This window comes from Maribacter chungangensis, from assembly GCF_042676845.1.
In the GTDB taxonomy this organism is placed as follows: Bacteria; Bacteroidota; Bacteroidia; order Flavobacteriales; family Flavobacteriaceae; genus Maribacter; species Maribacter chungangensis.
In genome coordinates this window covers 16421-40920 of sequence record NZ_JBHTHY010000028.1, presented here as the reverse complement: position 1 = coordinate 40920, position 24500 = coordinate 16421, and the positions used below count along the sequence as shown (strand labels likewise).

23 protein-coding genes are annotated in these 24500 nt (G+C 41.3%); 10 read left to right on the top strand and 13 right to left on the bottom strand.

The window, feature by feature from the left end:
• The first annotated feature begins 68 nt into the window (after positions 1-68).
• Entirely contained in the window at positions 69-2468 is a 2400-nt protein-coding gene (locus ACFQZJ_RS19435) for an outer membrane beta-barrel protein (RefSeq protein ID WP_379936638.1), read from the top strand.
• On the opposite strand, the gene ACFQZJ_RS19430 is transcribed toward ACFQZJ_RS19435, so the two are convergent.
• From ACFQZJ_RS19430 to ACFQZJ_RS19410, 5 genes are all read right to left on the bottom strand, one after another.
• Positions 2465-3406, bottom strand: a complete 942-nt coding sequence (locus ACFQZJ_RS19430) for a helix-turn-helix domain-containing protein (protein ID WP_379936637.1) — start codon at positions 3404-3406, stop codon at positions 2465-2467. The genes ACFQZJ_RS19435 and ACFQZJ_RS19430 overlap by 4 nt on opposite strands.
• 249 nt (positions 3407-3655) lie before the next feature.
• Positions 3656-3952: a hypothetical protein gene (locus tag ACFQZJ_RS19425; RefSeq protein WP_379936636.1), complete on the bottom strand. Its 297-nt coding sequence runs from the start codon at positions 3950-3952 to the stop codon at positions 3656-3658.
• An 88-nt stretch (positions 3953-4040) separates the two neighbouring features.
• Complete coding sequence (locus ACFQZJ_RS19420) at positions 4041-5432, bottom strand: radical SAM protein (RefSeq protein ID WP_379936635.1); 1392 nt, start codon at positions 5430-5432, stop codon at positions 4041-4043.
• Complete coding sequence (locus ACFQZJ_RS19415) at positions 5419-6165, bottom strand: prolipoprotein diacylglyceryl transferase family protein (RefSeq protein WP_379936634.1); 747 nt, start codon at positions 6163-6165, stop codon at positions 5419-5421. The genes ACFQZJ_RS19420 and ACFQZJ_RS19415 overlap by 14 nt, the downstream gene beginning before the upstream one ends.
• A 269-nt stretch (positions 6166-6434) precedes the next feature.
• Positions 6435-7553 carry a TolB family protein gene (locus tag ACFQZJ_RS19410; RefSeq protein WP_379936633.1) on the bottom strand — a complete coding sequence of 373 codons (1119 nt, stop codon included), beginning with the start codon at positions 7551-7553 and terminating at the stop codon, positions 6435-6437.
• 32 nt (positions 7554-7585) lie between these two features.
• On the opposite strand from ACFQZJ_RS19410, the gene ACFQZJ_RS19405 reads away from it, so the two are divergent.
• The 4 genes from ACFQZJ_RS19405 to ACFQZJ_RS19390 all read left to right on the top strand — a co-directional run bounded on the left by ACFQZJ_RS19405 (position 7586) and on the right by ACFQZJ_RS19390 (position 12124).
• Entirely contained in the window at positions 7586-8812 is a 1227-nt protein-coding gene (locus ACFQZJ_RS19405) for a M28 family peptidase (protein ID WP_379936632.1), read from the top strand.
• A gap of 215 nt (positions 8813-9027) precedes the next feature.
• Entirely contained in the window at positions 9028-9579 is a 552-nt protein-coding gene (locus ACFQZJ_RS19400) for an HNH endonuclease (RefSeq protein WP_379936631.1), read from the top strand.
• A 282-nt stretch (positions 9580-9861) separates the two neighbouring features.
• A complete protein-coding gene (gene dusB / locus ACFQZJ_RS19395) occupies positions 9862-10860 on the top strand; it encodes a tRNA dihydrouridine synthase DusB (RefSeq protein ID WP_379936630.1) in 999 nt (332 codons plus the stop codon).
• A gap of 175 nt (positions 10861-11035) precedes the next feature.
• Complete coding sequence (locus tag ACFQZJ_RS19390) at positions 11036-12124, top strand: sulfatase-like hydrolase/transferase (RefSeq protein WP_379936629.1); 1089 nt, start codon at positions 11036-11038, stop codon at positions 12122-12124.
• Positions 12125-12252: 128 nt separating this feature from the next.
• Here the strand turns inward: ACFQZJ_RS19390 and ACFQZJ_RS19385 are convergent, their stop codons facing one another.
• Together ACFQZJ_RS19385 and ACFQZJ_RS19380 are read right to left on the bottom strand one after the other, a co-directional pair.
• The gene (locus ACFQZJ_RS19385; protein ID WP_379936628.1) at positions 12253-12726 is read right to left on the bottom strand and encodes a GAF domain-containing protein; all 474 of its coding nucleotides are present in this window, start codon (positions 12724-12726) and stop codon (positions 12253-12255) included.
• Positions 12727-12866: 140 nt separating this feature from the next.
• The gene (locus tag ACFQZJ_RS19380; protein WP_379936627.1) at positions 12867-14450 is read right to left on the bottom strand and encodes a sulfatase; all 1584 of its coding nucleotides are present in this window, start codon (positions 14448-14450) and stop codon (positions 12867-12869) included.
• Positions 14451-14777: 327 nt separating this feature from the next.
• Here ACFQZJ_RS19380 and ACFQZJ_RS19375 point away from each other — a divergent pair, with 327 nt between their 5' ends.
• Positions 14778-15011: a hypothetical protein gene (locus ACFQZJ_RS19375; RefSeq protein WP_379936626.1), complete on the top strand. Its 234-nt coding sequence runs from the start codon at positions 14778-14780 to the stop codon at positions 15009-15011.
• A 44-nt stretch (positions 15012-15055) separates the two neighbouring features.
• On the opposite strand, the gene ACFQZJ_RS19370 is transcribed toward ACFQZJ_RS19375, so the two are convergent.
• The 4 genes from ACFQZJ_RS19370 to ACFQZJ_RS19355 form a co-directional block, all read right to left on the bottom strand.
• Positions 15056-16381, bottom strand: a complete 1326-nt coding sequence (locus tag ACFQZJ_RS19370; RefSeq protein WP_379936625.1) for a DUF3570 domain-containing protein — start codon at positions 16379-16381, stop codon at positions 15056-15058.
• Between the two features lie 84 nt (positions 16382-16465).
• On the bottom strand, positions 16466-16678 hold the full coding sequence (locus ACFQZJ_RS19365; RefSeq protein WP_379936624.1) for a DUF4266 domain-containing protein: 213 nt from the start codon (positions 16676-16678) through the stop codon (positions 16466-16468).
• Positions 16675-17571 carry an FAD:protein FMN transferase gene (locus ACFQZJ_RS19360; protein ID WP_379936623.1) on the bottom strand — a complete coding sequence of 299 codons (897 nt, stop codon included), beginning with the start codon at positions 17569-17571 and terminating at the stop codon, positions 16675-16677. The genes ACFQZJ_RS19365 and ACFQZJ_RS19360 overlap by 4 nt, the downstream gene beginning before the upstream one ends.
• Before the next feature lie 86 nt (positions 17572-17657).
• Positions 17658-18098, bottom strand: a complete 441-nt coding sequence (locus tag ACFQZJ_RS19355; RefSeq protein ID WP_379936622.1) for a thioredoxin family protein — start codon at positions 18096-18098, stop codon at positions 17658-17660.
• Between the two features lie 337 nt (positions 18099-18435).
• Between ACFQZJ_RS19355 and ACFQZJ_RS19350 the strand changes: the two genes are divergently transcribed.
• Positions 18436-18825 carry a hypothetical protein gene (locus ACFQZJ_RS19350; protein WP_379936621.1) on the top strand — a complete coding sequence of 130 codons (390 nt, stop codon included), beginning with the start codon at positions 18436-18438 and terminating at the stop codon, positions 18823-18825.
• A 943-nt stretch (positions 18826-19768) separates the two neighbouring features.
• Here the strand turns inward: ACFQZJ_RS19350 and ACFQZJ_RS19345 are convergent.
• Positions 19769-19960, bottom strand: a complete 192-nt coding sequence (locus tag ACFQZJ_RS19345; RefSeq protein ID WP_379936620.1) for a hypothetical protein — start codon at positions 19958-19960, stop codon at positions 19769-19771.
• 185 nt (positions 19961-20145) lie between these two features.
• Positions 20146-20883: a sulfite exporter TauE/SafE family protein gene (locus ACFQZJ_RS19340; protein WP_379936619.1), complete on the bottom strand. Its 738-nt coding sequence runs from the start codon at positions 20881-20883 to the stop codon at positions 20146-20148.
• Between the two features lie 93 nt (positions 20884-20976).
• Between ACFQZJ_RS19340 and ACFQZJ_RS19335 the strand changes: the two genes are divergently transcribed.
• The 3 genes from ACFQZJ_RS19335 (at position 20977) to ACFQZJ_RS19325 (ending at position 24496) form a co-directional block, all read left to right on the top strand.
• A complete protein-coding gene (locus tag ACFQZJ_RS19335) occupies positions 20977-22788 on the top strand; it encodes a sodium:solute symporter family protein (RefSeq protein ID WP_379936618.1) in 1812 nt (603 codons plus the stop codon).
• Positions 22789-22829: 41 nt separating this feature from the next.
• Positions 22830-23876, top strand: a complete 1047-nt coding sequence (locus ACFQZJ_RS19330; RefSeq protein ID WP_379936617.1) for an acyltransferase family protein — start codon at positions 22830-22832, stop codon at positions 23874-23876.
• A 245-nt stretch (positions 23877-24121) separates the two neighbouring features.
• Entirely contained in the window at positions 24122-24496 is a 375-nt protein-coding gene (locus ACFQZJ_RS19325; RefSeq protein WP_379936616.1) for a DUF2237 family protein, read from the top strand.
• Positions 24497-24500: the final 4 nt, after the last annotated feature.

The window sequence follows — 24500 nt, the reverse complement described above, 5'->3', positions numbered from 1 at the left end:
TCATCAAATTTTGTAAGATATTTCAGCATCCATTGTCTATTTTTATCCCAAATACCACCTAACCGATAATGAAATCCGCTTTTTTTCTTTTTTCTTTTTTCTACTTCTTTGCATTGAACGCACAAGACTTTACCATTCAAGGAACGGTTTATGATGCCGATGAAAAACCGCTCGTATTTGCCAATGTGCTACTACGAACTATGGATAGTACGCTGGTAAAAGGAGCAACCACGGATGCGAACGGAAGTTTTAAATTGACCAATGTTACAACCGGAGATTATTTACTGTTGGCCAGTTATATCGAAAACACCTCTGAAACCCTAAATATTTCTGTTACGGACAACCTAGATGTTGGTCCATTGATTATCTCGAACGATGCGCAAGCTCTGGACGAGGTGGTAGTTGTTTCGCAAAAACCCAGGCTCGTGGAGCTGGCGGACCGTTATGTTTTTAACATCGAAACCACCGCTTTATCGGATAGTGATATTTGGGACGTTTTAAAACGTACACCCGGTATTGTCATTGTCAACGATAAGTTAACCGTTAATAATGTAGGAAATATAGGGATCCTGATCAACGGAAGAAAGGTGAACATCCCGGAAAAGGATATCATCAACCTATTGTCCGGCAGTTCTGCAAGCAAGGTAGAAGCCATTGAGGTCATTACCAACCCACCAGTAAAATATAGTGCAGAGGGCGGTCTTCTTATCGATATAAAAATGAAGTCCAATTTGGTGGCAGGCTATAACGGATCTGTTTACAACAGATACACCCAAGGTGTTTTTGCCAAACATACCCTAGGCACGGACCATTTTTTTAAAGGCAACAAAACCGATTTTTCATTGGCCTACTCGCTTCAGAAAAACAAAGATCTGGTGCGGTATACGGATGTCACCAATTTCTTTGAAAATGGCACACCCAATTCTGTTTGGACGGCAGAACAAAATACGATTACCAAGCGCCAAGAGCATAATATAAGTGCGTTTTTTGATTATCATCTGAACGAGCGCAATACCATAAGCCTATCTACTATTAATTCCCTCGCGCCCAAGGTAAATAGGTTCTCTTTTTCCGAGACCGAAATCAATAGCGACCAGACAAATACAATTACCGGTTTTGATACCGAAAACGATTCCGATTTTGACCTATATAACGCGTCAGTTTATTTGGATTGGGTTCATAAGTTCAAGCAAAAAGGAAAACAGATTTCTTTTAATACACACTACACATATTATGAATATGATCGCGCGCAGGATATCGAAACCGATTTTTTTGATGCCAACCAAAATGTAACAGGAGCGAACGATTTTATAACCAAAACACTGCAAAACACAGGGTTGTTTAGTATACAAACCGATTTTACCACCAACTTGGGAAATAATACTAAACTGGAAACAGGTCTTAGATATGCGAAAATAAGCTCGGACAATACCATAGACCAACAAGGTTTTGATAGAAGCCAACCGGGAATAGATCCTACCGAAACAGGTGAGTTTGTTTACAACGAGGCCATTTCTGCCGGGTACCTTAGCCTAAACAACAATTGGGACAACCTAAAGTTAAATATGGGCTTACGAGCAGAATATACGGAGACAGAAAGTAAGTTGGATACGGACACGGAAATCAATATAAACGATTACCTGGAATTTTTTCCGTCACTTTCATTACTATATACCCATAAAAAGAAACATGAATTTAAGTTTAATTACTATCGCCGTATCACCCGCCCAAGGTACGGGTGGTTAAATCCCTTTCAGTTTTTTCAAAACAATAATACCGTTGTAGAGGGCAACCCTAATCTACTTCCCAGTTTTAGCGATTTTGTTTCGTTGGGGTACATTTTTAATAAAAACTTGACCATACGTCCTTTTTATAACCGGCGTAACAATGATTTTTTACAACAGGTAAACCAGGATAATGAGGGCAATTTACTGCGGTTTATCGCTACAAATTTGGAGGAGACCATAAGTTACGGGGTAGACACCAACTTTAATAAGGCAATGACCAATAGATGGTCTTCCTACATCATGTTCAACTATTATTTTACGGAAAATAATTTCCGGGATTTGGATAGCGGACAACTATTGCGCAACACGGCTTGGATCACCCAGTTTAGGACCACCCAGAGCTATACCTTTTTAGAAGATCGTTCTTTGTATGCCGATATTGTTCTTTCCTATTTTTCGCCCCTTGTCATAGGAAACTCCAGAAGGGACGGTATAAGCGAGTTTGGTTTTTTTGTGAGAAAAAGTTTCTGGGACAAGAACGCTAGTGTATCGCTAACGGTAGACGATCTTTTTAATCAAGGCAACCCCTTTTTTTCCAGACAATATTTAACCCAGGACAACACCTCTTCCATTAGGAGAGAGAATAGACTGGTAGTGCTAGGCTTCAGATATGCCTTTGGGAACACCAAGATCCGGAACAATAAAAAACGAAAACGGGTAGAGGAGCGCAATAGAATTTAAGACGCTTTTTGATATTTTAAGGGGGTACAACCATGCGTTTTTTTAAAGGCCCTGTAAAAAGCATTCTTGGAATTGAATCCCGAGATTTCCGATAAGGCATCTACAGAGTATGTTTTTAAGTAGCCTTCATTAATTTTCTCTACCGCATAACATATACGTAGATGGTTTATATAATCGTTGAAATTACTGTATTTGGAATGTCCGATACTGGTGGATATTCTTCGTGATGGCACGCCTATTGCCTTGGAGAGGGAATGAACTGTAAGTATCGGACTTAAAAAGCTATTCTGTTCTACGATCAAAGCATGAATCCTACTCAAGGGCAGCACGTTTTCGGGCTGTTCTGTTTTAAGGTGCAGTTTTGGTAGGCCAACAAGTAAATGCGGATTCCATAAGAGATAACAGGCCAAGACCAAAAAACTACCGTTCACTAAAAAGGATACCACATACTTAAACTCATTAAAGTTGGCAATAAAATCCATGGCCGATAAGGCATTGAAAATATATAAAAACAGCAGGGCGGTATTATAGACTGTTTGAATAGTCGTTAAGTTAAACACCCATTTTTTTACGGTATTAAATTGACGTGAGCCTTGGTTGGCATGTGATTTAAAAAATGAAATGATCAAATGCCATTGTAGCAGTAGATAACATACGGATAAAACAGCCCTGCAAACTATGTTGAACCATTCTGGCAACATTCCATCCTGTCCGCTGTAGCTAAGCTCAAAGTTTTGGGTTATGTTCCAAACATAAGTTGTTTTCTCGCTCAGGTCCATCAGATAAAACGGAAGGTAATTTATAGTAAAGAATAGAAATGGAATGAGATGAAGTCCATCCCGTAATTTCAGTCTCTTTTCCCCATGAAGTACTGCTCTTATATAGAGATAGGCAAGTGGAAAAATCAAGAAAGTAAGGGGAGCGGGAACTTTGTACAAGTAAGGAAAATGGTTGATAACCCCATAAAGTATCAACAAATAAAAAGAGTTGCAAAATCCTATCAGGAAAAGAAGTGCCCCCAATAATATTCCTGACAGTGAGTTGTGTTTGTTAAAACGAAACCAAATCAATAATGCCGTAAACAGGCAAAATATGACCCCGGTTAGATGCAAAATATTAAAAAACATGGTTTTGCTTATTTCGTTTTTTTGATTCTTTTTATGACTGAACCTGGAATTATAACAGGGTTAATTGGCAGCCATTAATGCCCCACACGTTCCTAAACTAATTATTAAGTACACGCCGGCAAGGATCATAAAAATCTTTCCGCCTTTTTTCTTTTCTTTCGAAAAAAGAATGGCTCCTATAATTAGGAATAGTAAAGCTGGGCCGAACATTATAAGTCCCAAAAAATAGACAAGGCCATCCAAATTTACTTCTAAAGGTAGTAATCCTATCATTGTTTCGAAGGGTTTTAATGCTAATCTGTTATCTTGAACAGTATTAATTTTAGGCTTTTTCATCATGCGAACCGCAGCGCGCAAACATTCACAAGCGTATCGGTATTTTGTTATACTGCTTCGTCATGAAAAAGAAAGAGACCAATATTCCCATTTTCATTTGGTAGAAATATTAGGCCTCTTGCCGTAATTCTTTTAAACGTTCTATTTTATCGTCCCTATAAAAGAGGTTCATTGTCTCAAAAGGGATAATTTTATAATCCTTGTTTACAATATGAACACAGGATTTTTTTATTGCCCTTACATCAAAATTATGGGCATCTATAAATTGCATGATAATGATGCGAAAAAGATTGTCATATCCCAATTCCGGGGCATCAATTTCTGGTAAACAGCACATAATGCTCTTTAGGTTTTCGGATGCTTTTTCTACGGAATTTCCGGTACTGAACAATTCTATCATTTTGCCATGAAGCTGGTCGTCTTGCTCATATATGATGGTGTTCTTTCCTTCGTTCAGTAAATCATCCGGGTTTATATAACGCGTTAACGGACTTATTTCTTCTCCAAGTTTTAATGCGTATGCCATGACCAAGGCATCTGGATTACAAGGGACGGGGATGAGGTCGTCCGCCTCAAAGATCGGGGACTGTTCCAATATTTTTCGGCGTACCTCGGTAAGGGTAATCCTATTTTCGTCTACCTCAAAATTTTCCAAACGACCGGCTATTTGGGTAGGCTGGAAGGTAACGCCCCTAATACATTTCTGTTTTAAGGCAAAATCTATGGTTTGGCCCATTTCATCATCGTTCAAGCCTTTTTGAAGGGTTACCACCAAGGTCGTGGAAAGATTTAATTGGTTCAGATGTTCTATGGCTTTTAAGCGTACATCTGCCAAATCTGCACCACGCAGGGTGCGCAACACGGTATTATCAAGGGAATCGAATTGTAGGTAAATCTCAAAATCCGGGGCATAGGTTGCCAATCGTTTTGCGAAATCAAAATCCTTGGCAATTTTTATCCCGTTGGTATTTACCATTAAATGTTTAATGGGCAGGGTTTTGGCATAATCCAAAAGCTCAAAAAATTGGGGATGTATGGTGGGTTCCCCTCCGCTAAGTTGCACCACATCCGGTTCGCCTTCGTTCTTTACGATGGCATCCAGCATTTTTTTCATTTCCTCTAAGGTTCTATGTCGCCCGTACGTAGGTGAGGAACCGGCATAACAGGTTGGGCAGGTAAGATTGCAGCGGTCCGTCATTTCTATGACCGTAAGACAGGAGTGTTGCTCGTGATCTGGGCAGAGCCCGCAATCGTACGGACAACCAAAATGTGTCTCCGTATTAAAGGTCTTGGGATATTCCGATGCTTTGTTGTAATTGCGAATGTTCTTGTAATATTCGATATCGTCCGCTATAAGTACTTTGCTTCTGCCGTGTTCCTTGCAGTTCTTTAGCATGTACACCTTTTCGTTTTCAAAAACGATTTTGGCGTTTACACGGCGCAAACATTCTGGACAAAGGCTTAGGGTAAAATCGTAGTAGGTGTACTTACTTTTGGGCATTGATGGCTATTTGATAGATGAATTTATAGTAGTATGCCCAACAAATTAAGCATAATAGTTGAATGCTGCTTAGCCCTAGCACAAAAAAGGCATTTGGTTTTAAAAATTCGATAGCAAAGCGAAAGCCGAAATAAGCTACCATGAATAGTTTAAAATAATCACCGTCTTTAAACTTTTCGGATTGTTTTTGTAACACCTTTATTCCAAAGAACAGCAGTAGGAGAAAAACTACTTCGTATAAGGCAATAGGATGCCGTAACAGTCCGTCACCCAAATCCATTCCTAAAAAGAAAGTAGTTGATTTCCCATACGTAAATTCAGTCGTGCCCGCCAAAAAACAACCGACCCGACCAATGATAATACCAAGAATAATGGGCAAGGTGAACAGGTCTCCGGAAGACTGCTTTTCCCCAATGATTTTTTTAACAAGTTCTACACCAAGCAGGCCACCAAATAGTCCGCCCATAATGGTTTTATTGTTTACGGTTGTCATCCAACCTTGGTCGTAGTGTACTATGGGGTTTTCCATAAACGCGATAAGCCTAGAGCATATAAGCGCCCCAAATACGGCACCTATGATAATCGAGAGTCGGTTGGTAGATGAAATGTTGTCCTTACTATTTTTACGTAGATATAAATAATACCTGAACGCAACAAAAAAGGCTAGGTACTCCAATATTAGGTGCATGTTAAACGGAACACCCAAAAACACCGGTTCGTAGGGAATGCTCATTTCTTAAAAAAGATTAGCAATAAAGGAACGCCAATAACAAGTAATACATAGAGGCCACCTAGATAAAAGAACACCTTGGCAGCTTTACGTTTGTTGGCAGCAGTTAAAAGCCACCCTAAAATCGACAAAATAGCCAATGGGACCATGAGCGTAAGCCCCAAAAGGAACAAATCATTACTTGAAAAGATTTCTATGTCCGACATCCTAACATTACGCTGTGTCTACCTTTGGTTTCAACATCCAACAGGTTTTGTAGCGCTTAAATCAAACTAGTTATTTGGTTGTTCCTGCCATTCCGCAATAAAGAGATTGGTGTCGCGCGTACCGCCATTATTTCGGTTGCTCGAAAAGGCCAAATATTTTCCGTCGTTCGAAAAAACGGGAAAGGCATCAAAGGTTTTTCCATGGGTAACACGTTCTAGGTTCTTACCATCAATATCTATAAAATAGAGGTTAAAGGGAAAGCCTTTTTCGGCCTCAAAATTACTGGAGAACAATATTTTCTTTCCTGATGGATGAAAAAACGGACTCCAATTCGCGTTGCCTAAAAATGTCAATTGCTTTAGGTCGGATCCATCTGCGTTACAGATAAAGAGCTCCATATCGGTGGGTTCTACCAATCCCTCTGCCAAAAGATCCTTGTATTTTTTGATGGCCTCCGGGGTTTTTGGCCGCGATGCCCTAAAAATCAATTTACTGCCATCCGGGGAGAAGAAGGCGCCCCCATCGTAGCCCAGCTCATCGGTAATCTGCTGTACATCGCTGCCATCCAAATTCATGGTATACAGCTCCAAGTCACCGCTTCTATCGGAGGTAAATACAATTTTATCTCCTTTCGGAGAAACGGTAGCCTCTGCATCGTAACCCGGTTCATTGGTCAATTGTGCGGTGATATTCCCTTCCAGGTCGGCTACAAAAATATCGAAGGAATCGTACACGGGCCACACATAGTTTCCGTTTTTACGCAAGGGAACCTCTGGACATGCCGCGTCTGCCAAATGGGTAGACCCGTATACGTAGTGTTTATTATCTGGCATAAAATAGGCGCAGGTGGTACGCCCCATTCCGGTACTGACCATAGGTGGTTTGGTATCCTTAAAATTTTCCTCAATATTCATTAAGAACATTTGATCGCACTCCATTCCCCACGCCTTGTTATTGGATTGAAAAATTAGTTGCTTGTCGTCCCAACTCCAATAGGCTTCCGCATTGTCTCCTCCAAAAGTTATTTGACGAATACTTTTAAAGTACTTCTCTTCGGGATAAATAAGGGTATCACTCCCCGCCATTAAAGATTCGGCCTCTTTTGGGGTGTTATCTACCGGTTTCGTTTCGGTTTTACAGCTTGCAATGATAATTAGAAGGAACAAAACAAAAGGAATTCTCATTTGATATGTATTTTTGGGTAAAAATAAAGGCTATGACTCGTATAATCACCATGTTACTCTTAATTTTCACGTTTTCGGTTTCCTGTAAGAAAGAAGTCCCCAAAAAAATAAGTCTTCAAGAAGATATTTCCTTTTTGGCCAACGATAGTTTACTAGGTCGTGAAACGGGTACTCCCCAAGAACTGATGGCAGCCAGTTACATACAGCAACGTATGGAGAATATAGGATTGTTGCCCAAAGGAAATGCAGGTACCTACTTCCAAACATTCACCTTTAAACCAAAGACCGACCCTCATTCCGAGGCGCAATTTGTATCCGGAGACGGTACCATTACCGGTACGAATGTTATTGGATATATAGATAACAACACCGATAAAACTGTTATCATTGGAGCACACTACGATCATTTGGGAATGGGCGGCGAGGGTTCATTGTATGCGGAAGGGGAGGCCATACATAATGGTGCGGACGATAATGCCAGCGGCGTTGGCATTATGTTGCAATTGGCCCAACGCTTGCAGGATACGCTTACGGGCAGTAATTATCTTTTTATTGGATTTTCCGGAGAGGAAATGGGTCTTTTGGGAAGTAACTACTTTTGTAAAAATCCAACGATCGATTTTGATAGTGCCAACTACATGATCAATATGGATATGGTGGGCCGCTTGCGGGAAGACAAAACGCTCTCCATTACCGGAACGGGAACTGCACCGGTATGGAACCAAGTGTTGAACAGCACCAATGCGCACTTTAAACTAGTGTTGGGCGAATCCGGGATGGGGCCAAGTGACCATACCTCCTTTTATTTGCAGGATATCCCCGCCTTACATTTCTTTACCGGTCAGCATGAAGACTATCACAAGCCTTCGGACGATTCGGAAAAGTTGAATTATGAAGGTATGAAAATGATCGAGGACTATATTGTGGACGTTATCGCCGAATTGGACGACGCTGCTAAACTTTCCTTTAGGACCACCAAAAATGAAAGTGAGGAAGTACCTAGATTTAAAGTTGGCCTTGGGGTGATGCCCGATTATCTTTTTGATGGGAAAGGTATGCGAATAGATGGTGTTACGGAAGACAGACCTGCCGCTGTAGCCGGACTCCAAAAAGGGGATATTGTTATACAATTGGGCGATAGTACCGTGGTGGATATGATGAGTTATATGCGTGCCCTGTCCGCTTTTGAGGAAGGTGGCACGGCCAAGGTGGTTGTAGATAGGGACGGAAAACAGGTGGAAGCCAAGGTGACCTTTTAACCCAAATTATGTATTGGAACTTTGTTATGAAGCTTCGAGATACAATGAATATTGGGGTTGCATCGATTTTAGCATAGCGCCGCTATGGTTACATCGTAAAAAGTAGCGCGGCGGTAGTATTAAAAGTAGCTCGGGGCTGTAATAGTTTTTCAAATGCATATTTTGGATTTAACACCAGGGACAAAATTATAATAAATACAGTAAATTACCAGATTATGATACGGAACTACCGGAAAGAAGAGTGGAAAGAGATACAGTTCGATGATAAAATTGCCGATAATTTTAGATTTAAAATTTCTAACTATGGCAGAATTTTAAACTGTAACGGTGCCGAGGAAAAATTGGTTAAAAAACAATACATAAACGGATACCAAAACCTACCGCTAAAACAAAAAAGGAACGGTAAGTCTACCAGCAGGTATGTACACAAGTTGGTGGCAGAGCATTTTTTAGAAAAAAAAGAAGGCGATAGGTTCGTCATACACTTAGATTATGATAAGACGAACAATAGGGTAGATAACCTAAAATGGGTCACTAAAAGAGAAAAGGAAGTACATCAATTTACGAATCCCGAGTACCTGAATACACCACGCAAACGCTGCTATTCTAAATTAACGGAGACCAAGGTTAAACTTATCAAAAGAAAAATAAACGACCCCAACCGCCGTACGCGTATGAAAATGATCGCCAAACAGTTCGGGATTTCAGAAATGCAACTGTATCGTATAAAATCCGGGGAGAACTGGGGATCTGTGTCCGAGTATTAAAGTTAGACGCTCGTCGAGAACCATCTAATGAATATACTGTTGCCAATTTTGTACAAGGAGCAAGGGTTTCTCAGATTTGAGAAAAAAGGATTTAGGGCTACGTTACGCTTTTAGCCGTATTCCTCAGCAACGGTTAAATCGGTTTTTTGCCTCCTTAATTGGTCAAACACTGGGGGCAGCCACAATAATTCTTATTTTACGAAGGCAGGCAGGGAGTACAGCTATAAAAACCATCGTTTATTTTTCCTTAAATTTGTCATCCGAAAAGAAATAGAAAAGCACATGCCCAAAATAGGCGACATACAACTACCGGATTTTCCTTTGCTACTTGCCCCTATGGAAGACGTAAGCGACCCGCCGTTCCGTGCTTTATGCAAGGAGCAGGGTGCCGATGTGGTGTATACGGAATTTATTTCCTCGGAAGGCCTCATTCGTGACGCTGCAAAAAGCGTCATGAAGTTGGATATTTATGAGAAAGAACGCCCGGTGGGGATTCAGATTTTTGGTGCCAATTTGGAATCCATGCTACAATCGGTCGAAATTGTTGAAAAATCAGGGCCGGATATTATCGATATAAATTTTGGATGTCCCGTAAAAAAAGTGGTTTCCAAGGGAGCGGGAGCGGGTATATTAAAGGATATCGATTTAATGGTTTCCTTGACCAAAGCTATGGTAGAACATACCAAACTTCCCATTACCGTAAAGACGCGCTTAGGTTGGGACGATGAATCCATCAAAATTGTTGAGGTAGCGGAGCGTTTGCAAGATGTGGGTTGTAAGGCGATTGCGATACACGGGCGTACCCGCGCACAGATGTACAAAGGAAACGCCGATTGGAACCCCATAGCCGAAGTTAAGAACAACCAGAGAATGCATATTCCCGTTTTTGGAAATGGTGACGTGAACACTCCGGAAGCTGCCGTTAAAATGCGTGACGAATATGGTTTGGACGGGGCAATGATCGGTAGGGCAAGTATTGGTTATCCTTGGTTTTTTAGGGAAGTGAAACACTTTTTTGAAACCGGAAGCCATATGGCACCGCCAACCATGGTAGAACGCGTAGATGCCGCACGTAGGCACTTACAAATGTCCATAGATTGGAAAGGGGAAAAACTGGGTGTTTTTGAAACCCGAAGACATTATACCAACTACTTTAAGGGCATCCCGGATTTTAAACCGTATCGAATGAAAATGGTCACCAGCGATGAATCTGCTGATGTTTTCGCAGCTTTTGACGAGGTATTGCAGAAGTTTGGGGATTTCGAGTTTGCTTCAATTTAGAGGTAAAATACAGACTACTTTTTTATTTGATCTAGGTGGGTAACAAGCTTTGAATAGGAGTCTAGTCGCCTATATTTCAACAGTACAATTACATTTTTCAAAAATTCTTATGTTTGGTGTGGGTTCAAACAAAATCACTGGTAATTTTAGAATCGACCAATCTAAAGCTTAAACCATGAAACATACTATGTTACTTCTTACCGCTTTGCTGTTGGCCTGCACCTTTATTCAGGCACAAACCGATAACACAAAAGTGGTTTTGATCACTTTGGACGGACTACGCTGGCAAGAGTTATTTTCGGGGGCCGATCCGCTACTTGTTGCAAACACCGATTTTGTGAAGGACACCCTAGCATTGAAAGACCAATTTTGGAGGGAAAGTGCCACAGAACGGAGAAACGTTCTTTTCCCGTTCTTATGGAACGAAGCTGCAAACATGGGTCAATTGCACGGAAATAGAAACCTGGGCAGCAAGGTAGATTTAACAAACGCCCTGTGGTTTAGCTATCCAGGCTATAGTGAAATCCTTACGGGACATGCAGACGATACCCGAATTACCAGTAACGATAAATTTCCCAATCCCAATACAACGGTGTTGGAGCTGGCGAACAAAGACTCAAGATATACCGGTAAAGTGGCAGCTTTTGCTAGTTGGGACGTGTTTCCGTATATCGTAAACGAAATACGTTCGGGCGTACCTGTAAATGCAGGGTTTGATTTGGCACAGGGCGATAACCTTACAGCACGGGAAAAATTCCTGAATCAATTACAACCTAGAGTTCCAAGTCCTTGGGGAACCGTGAGGCTGGATGCTTTTACGCATTATTATGCCGTAGAGCATATTAAAAAACAGCAACCTGAATTCGTCTATATCGCCTATGGAGAAACCGACGATTTTGCCCATGACGGAGACTATGCGGCTTATTTAAAATCTGCACAAAACACGGATACGTTCCTTAAAGAGCTTTGGGAATTGACTCAGAACGACCCTTTTTACAAGGACAACACGTTATTTCTTATAACAACGGACCATGGTCGCGGTACGGAACCTTTGAAAACATGGAAAGGCCATGGTGATGCTGTTAAAGGTGCCGGTTCCGTTTGGTTAATTGCTTTTGGCAAAGGGGTTTCTGCCAAAGGGGAGGTTGCCAACGCGGAGCAATTATATAGCAATCAAATTGCTCCTACGGTGTTAAAAGCCTTAGGTCTTACGCGAGGGGCAATGGCAATGGAAGGCAAACCTTTACAATTGCGAACCGACTAGGGTGCTGTTAACGGCTAACCATCAAAACTTTATTGGCACCGCCAAAGGGTATAATACCCCGAGGCTTGCCTCTAAATTAAAGGTTCGTTTCCTTCGAATGCCTCGCGGGCTTGCACCTAGGTAGTTTACTAGGAAATCACAACACTTATCGCTTCTCCAATGGCCATAAGCTCTTGTGTCTCTGCCTCTGTGAAATCGTATGGCACACGTTTTCCTATGCCTATGACGCCGTACAGCGTATCGTTTAATAATAAAGGAGCGGCAACGGAACCTTCTACCTTGGTCTCTTTGGCAGCCGGCCGTGCAACACCACTGGCATCGGTTTGAAGGTTGCACATTTCTACCGGTTTTTTTCGTTCCGCCGCAATCCCTGCCATACCTTTCCCTATAGGAATCGTAGCGAGTTTAGGGAGTAAAAAATCGGGAACGCCAACATGGGCCTGTACGTTTAAAAGTTTCGTTTCTTGGTCTAAAAAATGTAGTGTGCCTGTGGTGCAATCAAAATTTGAAACTACGGTCTCAAGTAGGTGTTGCCAATCTACTTCGGTACTTCCTAACAATGTATTGACTTTTTCTAGTATGGATGAGGTATTGGATTGCATGGTATATATTTTTTGGTGATTAAAAACAGATTCTTTTAATTGTTTGCCGTTCTATACTTCTAACGCAGAAGCGATCGGCTTTATTTTCATTGGACAATAGTATAGTTTACCACAGGCTTCCTTGCTCGCCTATTTGAGGTTTAATCCTTGGTGACCTTACTCCCCCACCAGTCCTCGTTGGGGTGAAATTCCGGGGATAGAAACTCCATGCGTTGGGCTTCCAAGCGTGGGAGTAAAACATCAATTTTTTGTTGCTGTAGTTGTTTTGCCAGTTCCGGATCATACATGTCATCCGGCTTGGGCTTGTTTGCTTTTACGTTGGTAAGGAAATTATCTAAGCTATTCCACATGGTTGTGCCATATTCTGTATGCGCTGCCCATAGGTTGGTTTGCTCACTGGGGTCGTCAGCCAGATTGTAAAGCTCCTTACGGCCATCCTCCCAATAATGAATGAGTTTCCAATTGCCTTCACGAATTATTGACGATGGCTCGCCACCTTGGTTCCCGTAGTGCGGGTAATGCCAAAATAAGGGACGACCTGGAAGTTCATTTCCTTCCAAAAGTAGCTTTAGACTTACGCCATCCAAGTGCTGTTGCGGTTTTAACGGAATATTGGCCAAATCTAACAACGTAGGGTACAAGTCGGTTCCAGAAACGGGATAATCTATCTGCTTCACATCTTTTATCCAAGGCACTTTTATGAAATAGGGTTCGCGTATACCGCCTTCCCATTGGTAGCCTTTTCCACCGCGCAAGGGGAGGTTTGTTGTCGAAAATGCATCGCCCGAGGCTACGCCGCCATTATCCGAAGTAAACACGATGATGGTATTTTCCTCGAGTCCTAGGGTTTTTAATTTATCCAAAACAATACCCACGGCATCATCCATTTGCTGTACCAATCCCGCATAGATCGGATTGTCCTGTACCGTTCGTATGGGCAAGACCCGCTCCATTTCGTAACCGGAATCCTGTATCCCTTGCATTTCGGCCTTTTCTCGATATTTTGCCCAAGTTTCCTCGCTGGTCTGTATAGGCCCATGCACGGCATAAAAGGAGAGGTAGGCCAAAAAGGCAGCATCCTTATTTTTCTCTATAAAGTCCGCTGTTTCCTTACCTAGGCGTATGGATAGATTTTCGCCCGGAACCGTATTTTCCAGGTTTGGATTTTCCCATGGCGAAAAGAACCCTCCGATGGGACTGCCCTTGTCCCAGCCACCCTTATTTATTTGGAATCCATGGTCCGTGGGCCAGCTACCTTTTGAGCCCAAATGCCATTTTCCGGCGAAAAAGGTTCTGTAACCGTTGGCCGCAAATGCTTCCGCTAACGTTGTATCGTTTTTAGGGAGTACATGGTTGTAGTCGGCCGGCAGTAATTTATCGTTTCTGTTCAGGGTTCTCCACTCGGTACCGGATTTTGCGCCTATCCAATCCGTAATCTGGTGTCTTGCGGTAAACTGGCCTAACATAATGCTGGCTCGGGAAGGACTACAAACACGACTTGCTGCATAGCCTTGGGTAAAAACAGTTCCTTCATTGGCAATGCGGTCCACGTTCGGTGTTTCGTAAAAGGTGCTTCCCGTAACGCTGAGGTCGTGTAGGCCAAGATCATCGACCAATATAAAAAGGATATTGGGTTTTTTCTTTAGGGGCGGTTTTTCTTTGGAATTACAAGACAGGAAAAAAAGAGCGAAAAGACTTAGGACAAGGTGGTTTAGTTGCTTCATGACAGATTAGGCTTGTATCGCTTTAACCCAAATTATATGTTGCAACTTCGATATAAAGATGTGAGCTGCAACAGCATTTCTAATGTATGTTTTTGGTTTAAAGTAATAGGTCATTTTAAATTTCCTTCAATAATAAGCAATTAAAGGCCCAAAACATAGTAGTTGAGGGTATGCGTTTGAATAGTAGCAGCTCGGTATCCGGCTACTGCCTGCAAGATTTTTGTTAAAATTATCCTATGGAATCTTAGCTTTTTCTTAAAAAGCGCACAATTGATGAAGCACTAAGGAATGGTTTTTATTTTTTCCGTACCTTGAAAATAAAAACGTATGAAAGATACAGGAATGTTTTGGGTAGGGGCAACGAGTTTAGTGTTACTAACGGTAACTATTATGGCGGCAATGAATTTTCCGTTTAATTGGGTATTCTATGTTACCGTATTGGGACAGGTTATGGTCGCATTCATGGTATATCGTGTGTTGACGGACAACTACAAAACGGAGAAAACCTTTGCCGATTTTTATGAGGATAATCCTATAGGGAGAGAGGAACGGTATAGGTAAAAAAAACAGCTACTTAGTTCCATTTTACCTATATCGAACGGAAGTCAGTATACCTCAAAATTAAATCCTATGGTAACAATGCTAGAGGAAAATGTGGTGTCCCTATCGTACTTATAAAACTTTAAATCGATACGCTTGAGCCCAAACTTCCAAAGACGGGCTTTTGTAAAGATATCTGTATAGGAAGCACCAAGACCAAACTGATTGGCTACATATTTTGATAAATCGTAGTCCGAAGTATAAAATTCTTCCGTTGACAATGCCGATTCGAACGGCCTAAAATAATCTGCCGCAGTTTGCCGGTAGTATCTGTAGGAAGGATAAACCGTAAAATGGTCCGAAAGTTTAATGGGCAGTTCTACATTTGCCGTATGCGAAACTATACCCCAAGTATCGCTGTAATATCTATAAAAACTTCTTAGCACGAACCTATCGCTCATAAACCAGTTTAAACGACCGCCCAAGGCTATTTTAAAACGCGTATCGGGAAGTTGTTCCACGGCATCCGCCAACTGAAAATTGGCAACGTAGGAATCGGCAACATCGGCAAAATAAACACGTTGAAACGGAGTGGAAAGCAGTCCCCGTTGCTGTACAAAATCCAAGGACAAAGACCCTTGAACTTTTTTATGTAGAATCTGCGAAAAACCAAATCCTAGATTATACGAGTTTCTTTTTTCATTTTCAAAAGGAACAAATTGTGGATTGTAAGCGGTATTTCCCGTGATAGTATTGTCCAGAAAAAATCCGTTGGCGAGACCGTTTCCACCGGGAGTAAAAGGGCGTAGTTCAAACGGATAAATGGCGGTCCATGAATCTAGATAGACCCTTCCGTTAACACTTAGCTCTGTATTTCGTTCATTGAACAAACGGGTATACCCGCCGCCAAAACCAAGGGAAAAATAATCCCACTCCGAGGATACCGAGGCCATTGCACTCCAAATTTGGTTCCTGTCATCGGACGTATGGCTGTAGGATGCCGTAAGGTTGGTCCACACATCGTTACGGGATGCTCCGGAACTGGCCACGAACGGGTCTGCTTGGCGCCTACCGTCAAAAGGATCAACATTGCTCGAAGAAGCCGATGTGTAGGCCGATACCCCTGCATCAATGGTCAATACATCGTCTTCATTTAACGGTATGGATATGATAATAGTTCCGGTAGCGTCCGTAAGTTCTTCCGTTCCCCGGCCACCCGTTACCGCTGCATTATCACCATCTTGAGTATAGTAGCTGGATAATATATCCACTTCCACAGTTTCCAGCACACGTTTTTTATAGCCTGTTTCATCGTTGTTCCGTTGTTGTGCAAACCCCAGAAACGACGTCAGGAAAAATAGAAGCGTTATGTTTATTTTAATACTCTTCATATAAGTAATCGGTAGTCCATTTTGTTGCATGTTGAATTGTTAAAAGCGCATAATGGATAGTGACTTACGCAAGGCGTTAAAAACCTAATTACACCCACAGCCGCCTCCGGTCTGTCCTCCATTAGCTCCTGCGGCACCTTCCCTGTAGGTGTGCGCTATAACAACATTACGGTCGCAAGGTTGGTCATAAAGGCCCATATCCGGATCGTTTATCGCCACTTTTTCATATTCTTTTACTACCACACAGCTACCAAACGTGCAGGAAAGAAGGAGTATAAAAACCCATGTTTTGGTCATAAGGTGTCTATTTTAATGTTTTTTGATTTGAAAACTTTACCGTCCTCGGCTATAATGATACAATCTACTTGCGGTAGTTGATCAATACGGTCCAGGCCCGTTTCCCTTCCCATAACAAATACCGATGTGGCCAGGGCATCTGCAAGTTCCGCTTTTGGCGCAAAGACCGTAACGCTAAGAATATCTGTAGCTGGGTAGCCACTTCTGGGGTCAATAATATGGGAATACGTTACTCCATTAAAAACCACTTGTTTTTCATAGTTTCCAGAGGTTACCACGGCTCTGTTTGTAACCGGAAGCATACCAAAGCCCTTGTTTTTGTCCATGGGGTTGGTCAAGGCTACTTTCCACGCCGTACCATTAGGTTGTTTGCCCCAGGTATTCATATCGCCCGCTGCGTTTATAATTCCGGAGGACACGCCTTTTTTTGTTAATACTTCTTTTGCCTTGTCCGCCGCGTACCCTTTTCCAATGGCGCCAAAACCAATTTTCATACCGGGCAGCCTAAGAAAAACCGAGTTATGTTGTTTGTCTAGAACAATGTTTTGAAAACCTACTTTGGCAACCGAATGTTGAATAGCCTCTTTACTTGGCATTGATGTCATGCTGCCATCAAATTTCCAGATACGGTCCATGGAGGCATAGGAGATGTCGAAGGCACCATCGGTGAGTTTGGAGATTTTTAAGGAGCGCTCTATCAGATCAAAAAGTTCTTGGGAAACGGTTACAGGGGTTTTGCCTGCAGCTTCATTGATCTTGGATGTTTCCGAATTTGGGTCCCATGAGGATATTAATTTTTCTATACGCTCAATTTCAGCAATGGCCTCTGCGATGTGCTTGTCCCCATCCAAAGCATTTTCTGCAACAACAGTAATTTCAAAGCGACTGCCCATTAACTTTACCGTTTGCTTGTAGGCCTGTTGGGCGTTTGCTATCCAACAAAAACATCCAAGGACAAAAAATAGGATAGTTTTCAAATTCAGTTCAAATAACGATTAAGTTCTTCTATATATTCCATGGGCGGAAGCCTTTTATATCCGGTACGTCCCAGTTCCCTACCATAGGAATCTAGCAGTACCACTAAAGGAAATATGCCTTTTTGATTATATTTTTCCGCTAACATCGTGTTGGAATCTGCTAGCTCTTTTGAAAGTGCATTTTTCTTTTTTCTAGGAAAATCGGCTTGTAGCATCACATAATGTTCTTTCGCATACGCTTTAAAAATAGAGGTAGACCAAACCTCACGGTCCAGTTTTATACAGGGCGCACACCAATCCGAACCTTGAAAAACGAGTATAATAGGGTTGTCGGATTCTTTTGCCATCGTTTTTGCCGCTTCAAAATCGGTTTGCCACTCTTGGGATGTTCCGTTCAAGGAAAACAGACAAAATAGGACGATCAACAAAAGAGGTTTGCTCATTTCTAGCTTTATCACACGTATACCTAAATATAAACCTACATTTTCAATATAAATTGTTGTAACGTAGGTAAAAGCTATTCAAATACCCAGAAGCTAATACTACGGATTAGCATAAAAACAGAAGAACCTGAAAAACAGCCCAAGGTCTTTCACTTAATTAAAAAGGGATAAATAGATGGGTTAAAAAAGGGGGTCATTAATGATAGATCCGGATGCGCTAGTTGTTGTCACAAGTTCCAAATACTGCTTTTAGCACTAGTGATTTTTGGCAGGATCATTATATTTATAGTACTTACAGGGGTGTAGAATTTTTCTGGATATAACGAAATCAAAGATTGTGGTAAAGTTTATAGAAGAGGAAATAACATTAAAATTACAAAGATGGGGTATTGATGAGGTGGGGATATCCTGTATACTTCAAATGGATGTTGATGGAAATAATGATGAACCACATTCCGAGAACAGTAACCCATCGCTAAAATTTATGATTGTAACCGATAGGGTGAACGCATATATGAACCAATCGGATTGGTTAGAATTGTTCGGCCCCTACACAAAATGCCATAAAGCGAACCATGGTTTTTTTCAGATTATAAAAACTACTTATGTGAGTGGCGTTACCATGAGTTTTGTAATGATAGAAGGAAACGACAAAAAAGATGTGTACACGTTTTGCGAAATCGAAGATTTGGAAAAGAGCGTTAAAATATTAGTGTGTAAAAACTAGGTGTTTTGAACCTTTATATGCACCCTTACCGCTACGCTATAAGCTCTCACGAGACTCCGGGATAATGAGAAAAAGAGACAGTCAGTTAATAAGACCTAATTGATTAATCTTATAAATAACTGTAAATGAATGATTCAAAACAATGAAGTCATTTAATTTTTTTTCGTTCGCTAAAAAATTGCTCTTTTTCGCTGCGCGCTGCAGCTGGCTCCACATTTAAAAGCCAAATTGTTGGTTTTAGTTTCGGACCTCTCTTTTTTTACCTTCCGTAGTGATGCTATACAAATCAAAAAAGTCTTCAAATGTTCAAAAAACCACTAATTTTCGCTGGTACGCGAATAGTATAAACCACTTCAATATAAATTTATTTTTTGACTTAGGCACATAATCAATACTCTTTATTAAGAATGGGCTAAGCCCAATGTCATTTAGTTGCCCGATTTATAAGCTCAGGTCCGTTCCATGTTTTCATGGGAGGGACTGTTAAAGGCTCCTCTCTTGAGATCCCTGCCTCCGACGAACGAAGTATGAGTGAGAGGAAGGCACAGGTGTCCGCCAAAGGTGGACGGAGGGTTTGACCCGCAAACTTGCTCGGGACAGCTTGGTTCTTGATACGCATGCCGTTACCGACGCCAAGCTGAAAGAAGACACCGAACTTCCCCGGATATGCGGTGACGCACCGTACGTGAGCAATTTTACGGTCATATATCCCCGTCAGCAAAGCTGCCGCCCCTCTTTTCTAGAGAGGGGAGCAAAAAAATTATGCATACACGATATAACCGTAAGCCGAAATTTAACAGGTATGATGGTAAAGCAAGCTTAATGAATTACTGAAATCCAATAAACGTAGGGCTTAACATTTATTAGCTAAGTGCCTAAGTCAATTCATTTTTTTTCCCAATAAGCCAAAGCATCTTTTTGAATCGATAGTAACCAACCATATTTAGTTGCTTGGAGAAGCTGTATTGGCCAAGCTGTTGTTTAAATCCTCCAAAGAGTTCATCAAAATTGTATTTGCCTCGTTTTGTATCTGGTTGGAGTGTTCTAGATAAAGAAAACAAAATACGATGACCGCTAAAACAACGACAACATCCATTATTAATCTGGTCGCTTGTGTTTTTCTTTTATCTTTCATGCTATCTAAACTTATGATTGTCAGTTGGGAAGATAGCACAAAAAATTAAAATTAACAAATATTTAAGAATCTATCCTAACATCGCAGTTTACGCTATAATCGAGATTTGAATTATAAAGTATGCCTTGATCGTAATATTTAGGATGTTTTCTTGTAGTTTTTTGACAGGTCCGTTCCGTGGTTATTTACTGGAACATGATTATAATTGCCCCTAACGCCGTTAGCACTAAAATCATTTTTCTAAAGTAAGCTTCCTTTATCAGCTTAATAATTTTTATACCTACTAAGAAACCAAGTAAAATACCGGGTAGGAGCTTTACATTGAGCACTATTGTTTCTTCCGATATAGTTTCCCACATAAAAATATGAAAGGGCAGTTTTATAATATTAACGATTAAAAACAACCAAGCAGCGGTGCCTATGAAGTGGTTTTTAGGTAATCGCATCGCCAAAAAATAGATATTAGAAAATGCTCCTGCCAGGTTTCCTACCATAGTCGTAATGCCGGCAACAACACCTATCGTGCTCGCAAATGCCCAGTGTGTTGGTACTGTTTTTGTTTTTTTTCTGTCCCACCAGTACATCATAAAAACCGTTATTAGAATGATGATCGCCATCCCAATTTTAAATAAGGATTCAGGAAGGTCCTTACCAATAAAAGCACCAATGAGCACACCTAAGACCATCCAAGGCAGCACCTTGTAAACATAGGTCCATTGTGTATGCCTATTGTAATAGATCACCGCAAAAACATCGGCAAGAATAAGTAACGGAACTACCAAGCCAGTGGATTCTTTTGCACCAAAAGCCAGCGCCATAAAGGTGACATTGATTACGGCAATACCTTTAATACCTGCTTTTGAAAGCCCTATTACGAACGCGGCGGCACTGGCCAGTATCCAAGAAGTTAGTGTAATTTCCATAGTCGTTAGTGTGAGCGTAAAAGTTGTTGGGCGATCAAAACACAAAAGTATCCTAAATTATTTTACCTTTAGACGTTAACCAACTACCGAATCATGGAATTAAGCACGCTGGATTATAGTTTTATAGTCGTTTTTTTCTCTATCATTTTAGGGATCGGAATTTATGTCTCTAAAAAATCAGGTAAAAACTCTACCGAATTTTTTCTTTCCGGTAGAACCATGCCTTGGTGGCTGTTGGGCCTTTCCATGGTAGCCACAACCTTCTCTACGGATACGCCAAATTTGGTAACCGATATCGTAAGAACCAACGGGGTTTCAGGTAACTGGGTATGGTGGTGTTTTTTGATTACAGGAATGCTAACTGTTTTTGTGTACGCCAAACTATGGCGTAAATCCAATGTAAACACCGATCTAGAATTTTATGAAATGCGCTACGGCGGTAAACCGGCCAGCTTTCTTAGAAAGTTCCGCGCAGTTTATTTGGGAGGACTGTTCAACATTATTACCATGGCCTCGGTTACCTTGGCAGCTATAAAAATTGGTGGTATTATGCTTGGTTTGGAACCTTGGCAAACTGTTGTTGGGGCCGGGTTGATTACGGTAACCTTTAGTGCTTTGGGCGGATTTAAAGGTGTGGTCTATACCGATTTTCTTTTGTTCTTTGTGGCCATGTCAGGTGCTATTGGAGCTGCATATTATTTGGTGAATATTCCCGAAGTTGGAGGGATTACGGCGCTTATGGCAAATGAAAACGTTAGTGAAAAATTAGCGATTCTGCCCGATTTCAGTGATCGTAAAGCATTGATAACCTTATTGATAATTCCGTTGGCAGTCCAATGGTGGAGTTCTTGGTATCCTGGTGCAGAGCCGGGCGGCGGCGGCTATATTGCGCAACGTATGTTGGCGGCAAAAGATGAAAACCACGCCATAGGTGCAACTTTCTTTTTTAATATAATGCATTATGCGCTAAGACCTTGGCCTTGGATTTTAGTAGCCCTGGCGTCTTTGGTAGTCTATCCGGACATTGCGAGTATTGCAACAGCCTTTCCAAATATCGAGGAAAGCAAATTGGGACATGACCTTGCTTATTCCGCAATGTTGACGAAATTACCAAGTGGACTCTTAGGAGTGGTACTTGCCTCTTTAATTGCAGCTTATATGAGCACTATTTCAACACAATTGAATTGGGGTTCCTCCTACATTGTATTTGATTTTTATAAACGACAGGTAAATCCAGATGCAACCGAGAAACAAATGGTTGCGGTGGGTAGATTGTCTACGGTCTTACTTATGGTGCTTAGTGCTTTGTTCGCACTAACTTTACAAAATGCCTTTGAGGTTTTTGACTTATTGATACAGTTTGGAGCGGGTACCGGATTAGTGTTTATCTTACGTTGGTTCTGGTGGCGCATTAATGCATGGAGCGAGATTACGGCCATGTTCGCATCGGGTATTTTAGTCATAACACTAGCCAAAACAAGCTTGGGCGATATCCTTTTTGACCCTGCAACGGGTGTGTTTCCAGATTGGGCCAATTATCCCTTTATTGTAGTTGTTACTACCGCCATTTGGATGCTGGTTACGTTAATGACAAAACCGGAATCAGACAAAACATTAAGAGGTTTTTACAGAAAAACGCAACCTGGTGGTCCAGGATGGTCAAAGGTTGTTAGGAAAGCTAAAGATGAAAACGTGAACATTTTAGAGCATAACGACAAATGGAGCGTTCCCTCAGGCATTACGGCAATGCTTTTAGGCGTAGGGTTGATTTATTCCATTATGTTCGCAACAGGCTATTGGATTTACGGAAAAACAACATCAGCCCTTATTTTAACCGGTGTTTCCGTTATAGCAGCCTTTTTATTAATTAAGGCATGGAACCGTATGAAAGGTAATTTATTATAGCTATGAAAGAGAGGGTCCTATCGGTTGACATATTTCGGGGAATGACGATCATCCTGATGGTGCTCGTAAACACGCCCGGTACATGGTCTAATGTATATGGTCCTTTGTTACATGCAGAATGGCATGGCTATACCCCAACAGACCTGGTGTTTCCCTTTTTCTTGTTTATCGTTGGGACTTCGATAGCTTTCTCCTATCAAAACAAATCGATAGATGCCGGGGTCTACAGAAAAATTACGGTCAGAAGTCTTAAACTCATTGGGCTGGGACTTTTTTTGGGTGCCTTTACCATTAGTTTTCCGTTCATCAAGGATTTTACGGATATTCGTTTTCCAGGGGTTTTACAGCGAATTGGGGTAGTCTTCTTTTTTACGGCCATTCTATTTATTAACTTCAAGTGGAGGACCCTAATTGGCATCACCATTGCCTTATTGGTCGGATATTGGCTTTTGATGACATTAGTACCCGTAAACGGAATAGCCTCTACCTTGGATAGGGCACCTAACAATTTGGCCAATTATATTGATTTAAACGTGTTGGGCAGTCACATGTGGCAGCCAGATTACGACCCGGAAGGCCTGTTGAGTACGCTGCCGTCCATTGCCAGTGCATTGCTGGGTGTTTTTACAGGGCTAATTTTGACCTCTAAACAGGTCGAAAAAACAAGATTATTGGTAGGCATAGGCGGTAGTTTTTTAATTATCGGTCATATCTGGGATATTGTTTTTCCTATAAATAAGGCCTTGTGGACCAGTAGTTTTGTATTGGTCACCGCCGGATGGGCCAATCTCATATTGGCACTCATATACTATAGTACAGATGTTAAGAAAATACAATTTGGCAGTATTTTCAGATATGCCGGTGCCAATGCCATTATTGTATATTTTTTATCCAGCTTCATAGCCAAAATCATGGGTCAGATTAAAGTAGGCGACACCTCGCTGCACGGATGGCTTTTTCAAAACATCTACGTTCATAGTTTCATGTCCATGGAATTATCGTCATTGTTATACGCACTCTCCGTTGTAACTTTTTACTGTTTCTTGGCGTATTTCCTGTACAAAAGAAGCATATTCATAAAAGTATGACGGCACATGGCTTTGCTTAATTCAACGCTATTGTAGTTTTAATATTCTTTTTTTGTTGGGACAAACACGCTTTTATCACAATTTGCAAAAGAAAATAGCAGTGCTTTAGTACGAGCAAATCAAGGTATATTTGGACTCAAACGAAAAAGGTAAGGTCAATTTTTTGCCGACTGTCCACCCTTGGCAACAAAGATTTAAAAAAAGGAATTCAAATACGTACTTGAAGTTGTAGACTTTTTTAACGAATGGAAAAAGAACCAAAAAACATATTAGGAACTGCGTTACAGCCCTGTTGCTTTGAACCCAAAACAGGTTTTTATAGGGACGGCTTTTGTAAAACGGGTGCGGAAGATTATGGGACCCATGTCGTCTGCGCCATCATGACCACTGAATTTTTAGCGTACACGAAATCCAAAGGCAACGACCTTTCAACACCCATACCGCAGTGGTCTTTTCCGGGTTTGATAGCCGGGGATAAATGGTGTTTGTGCATTATGCGATGGCTAGAGGCGGTTAAAGCGGAAAAAGCACCTAAGATCGTATTGGAGGCGACCCACGAAAAGGCGCTAGAGTATACCACCTTAGAGGTGTTGCAGCGGTATGAATTCGTTGAACACTAGTGTG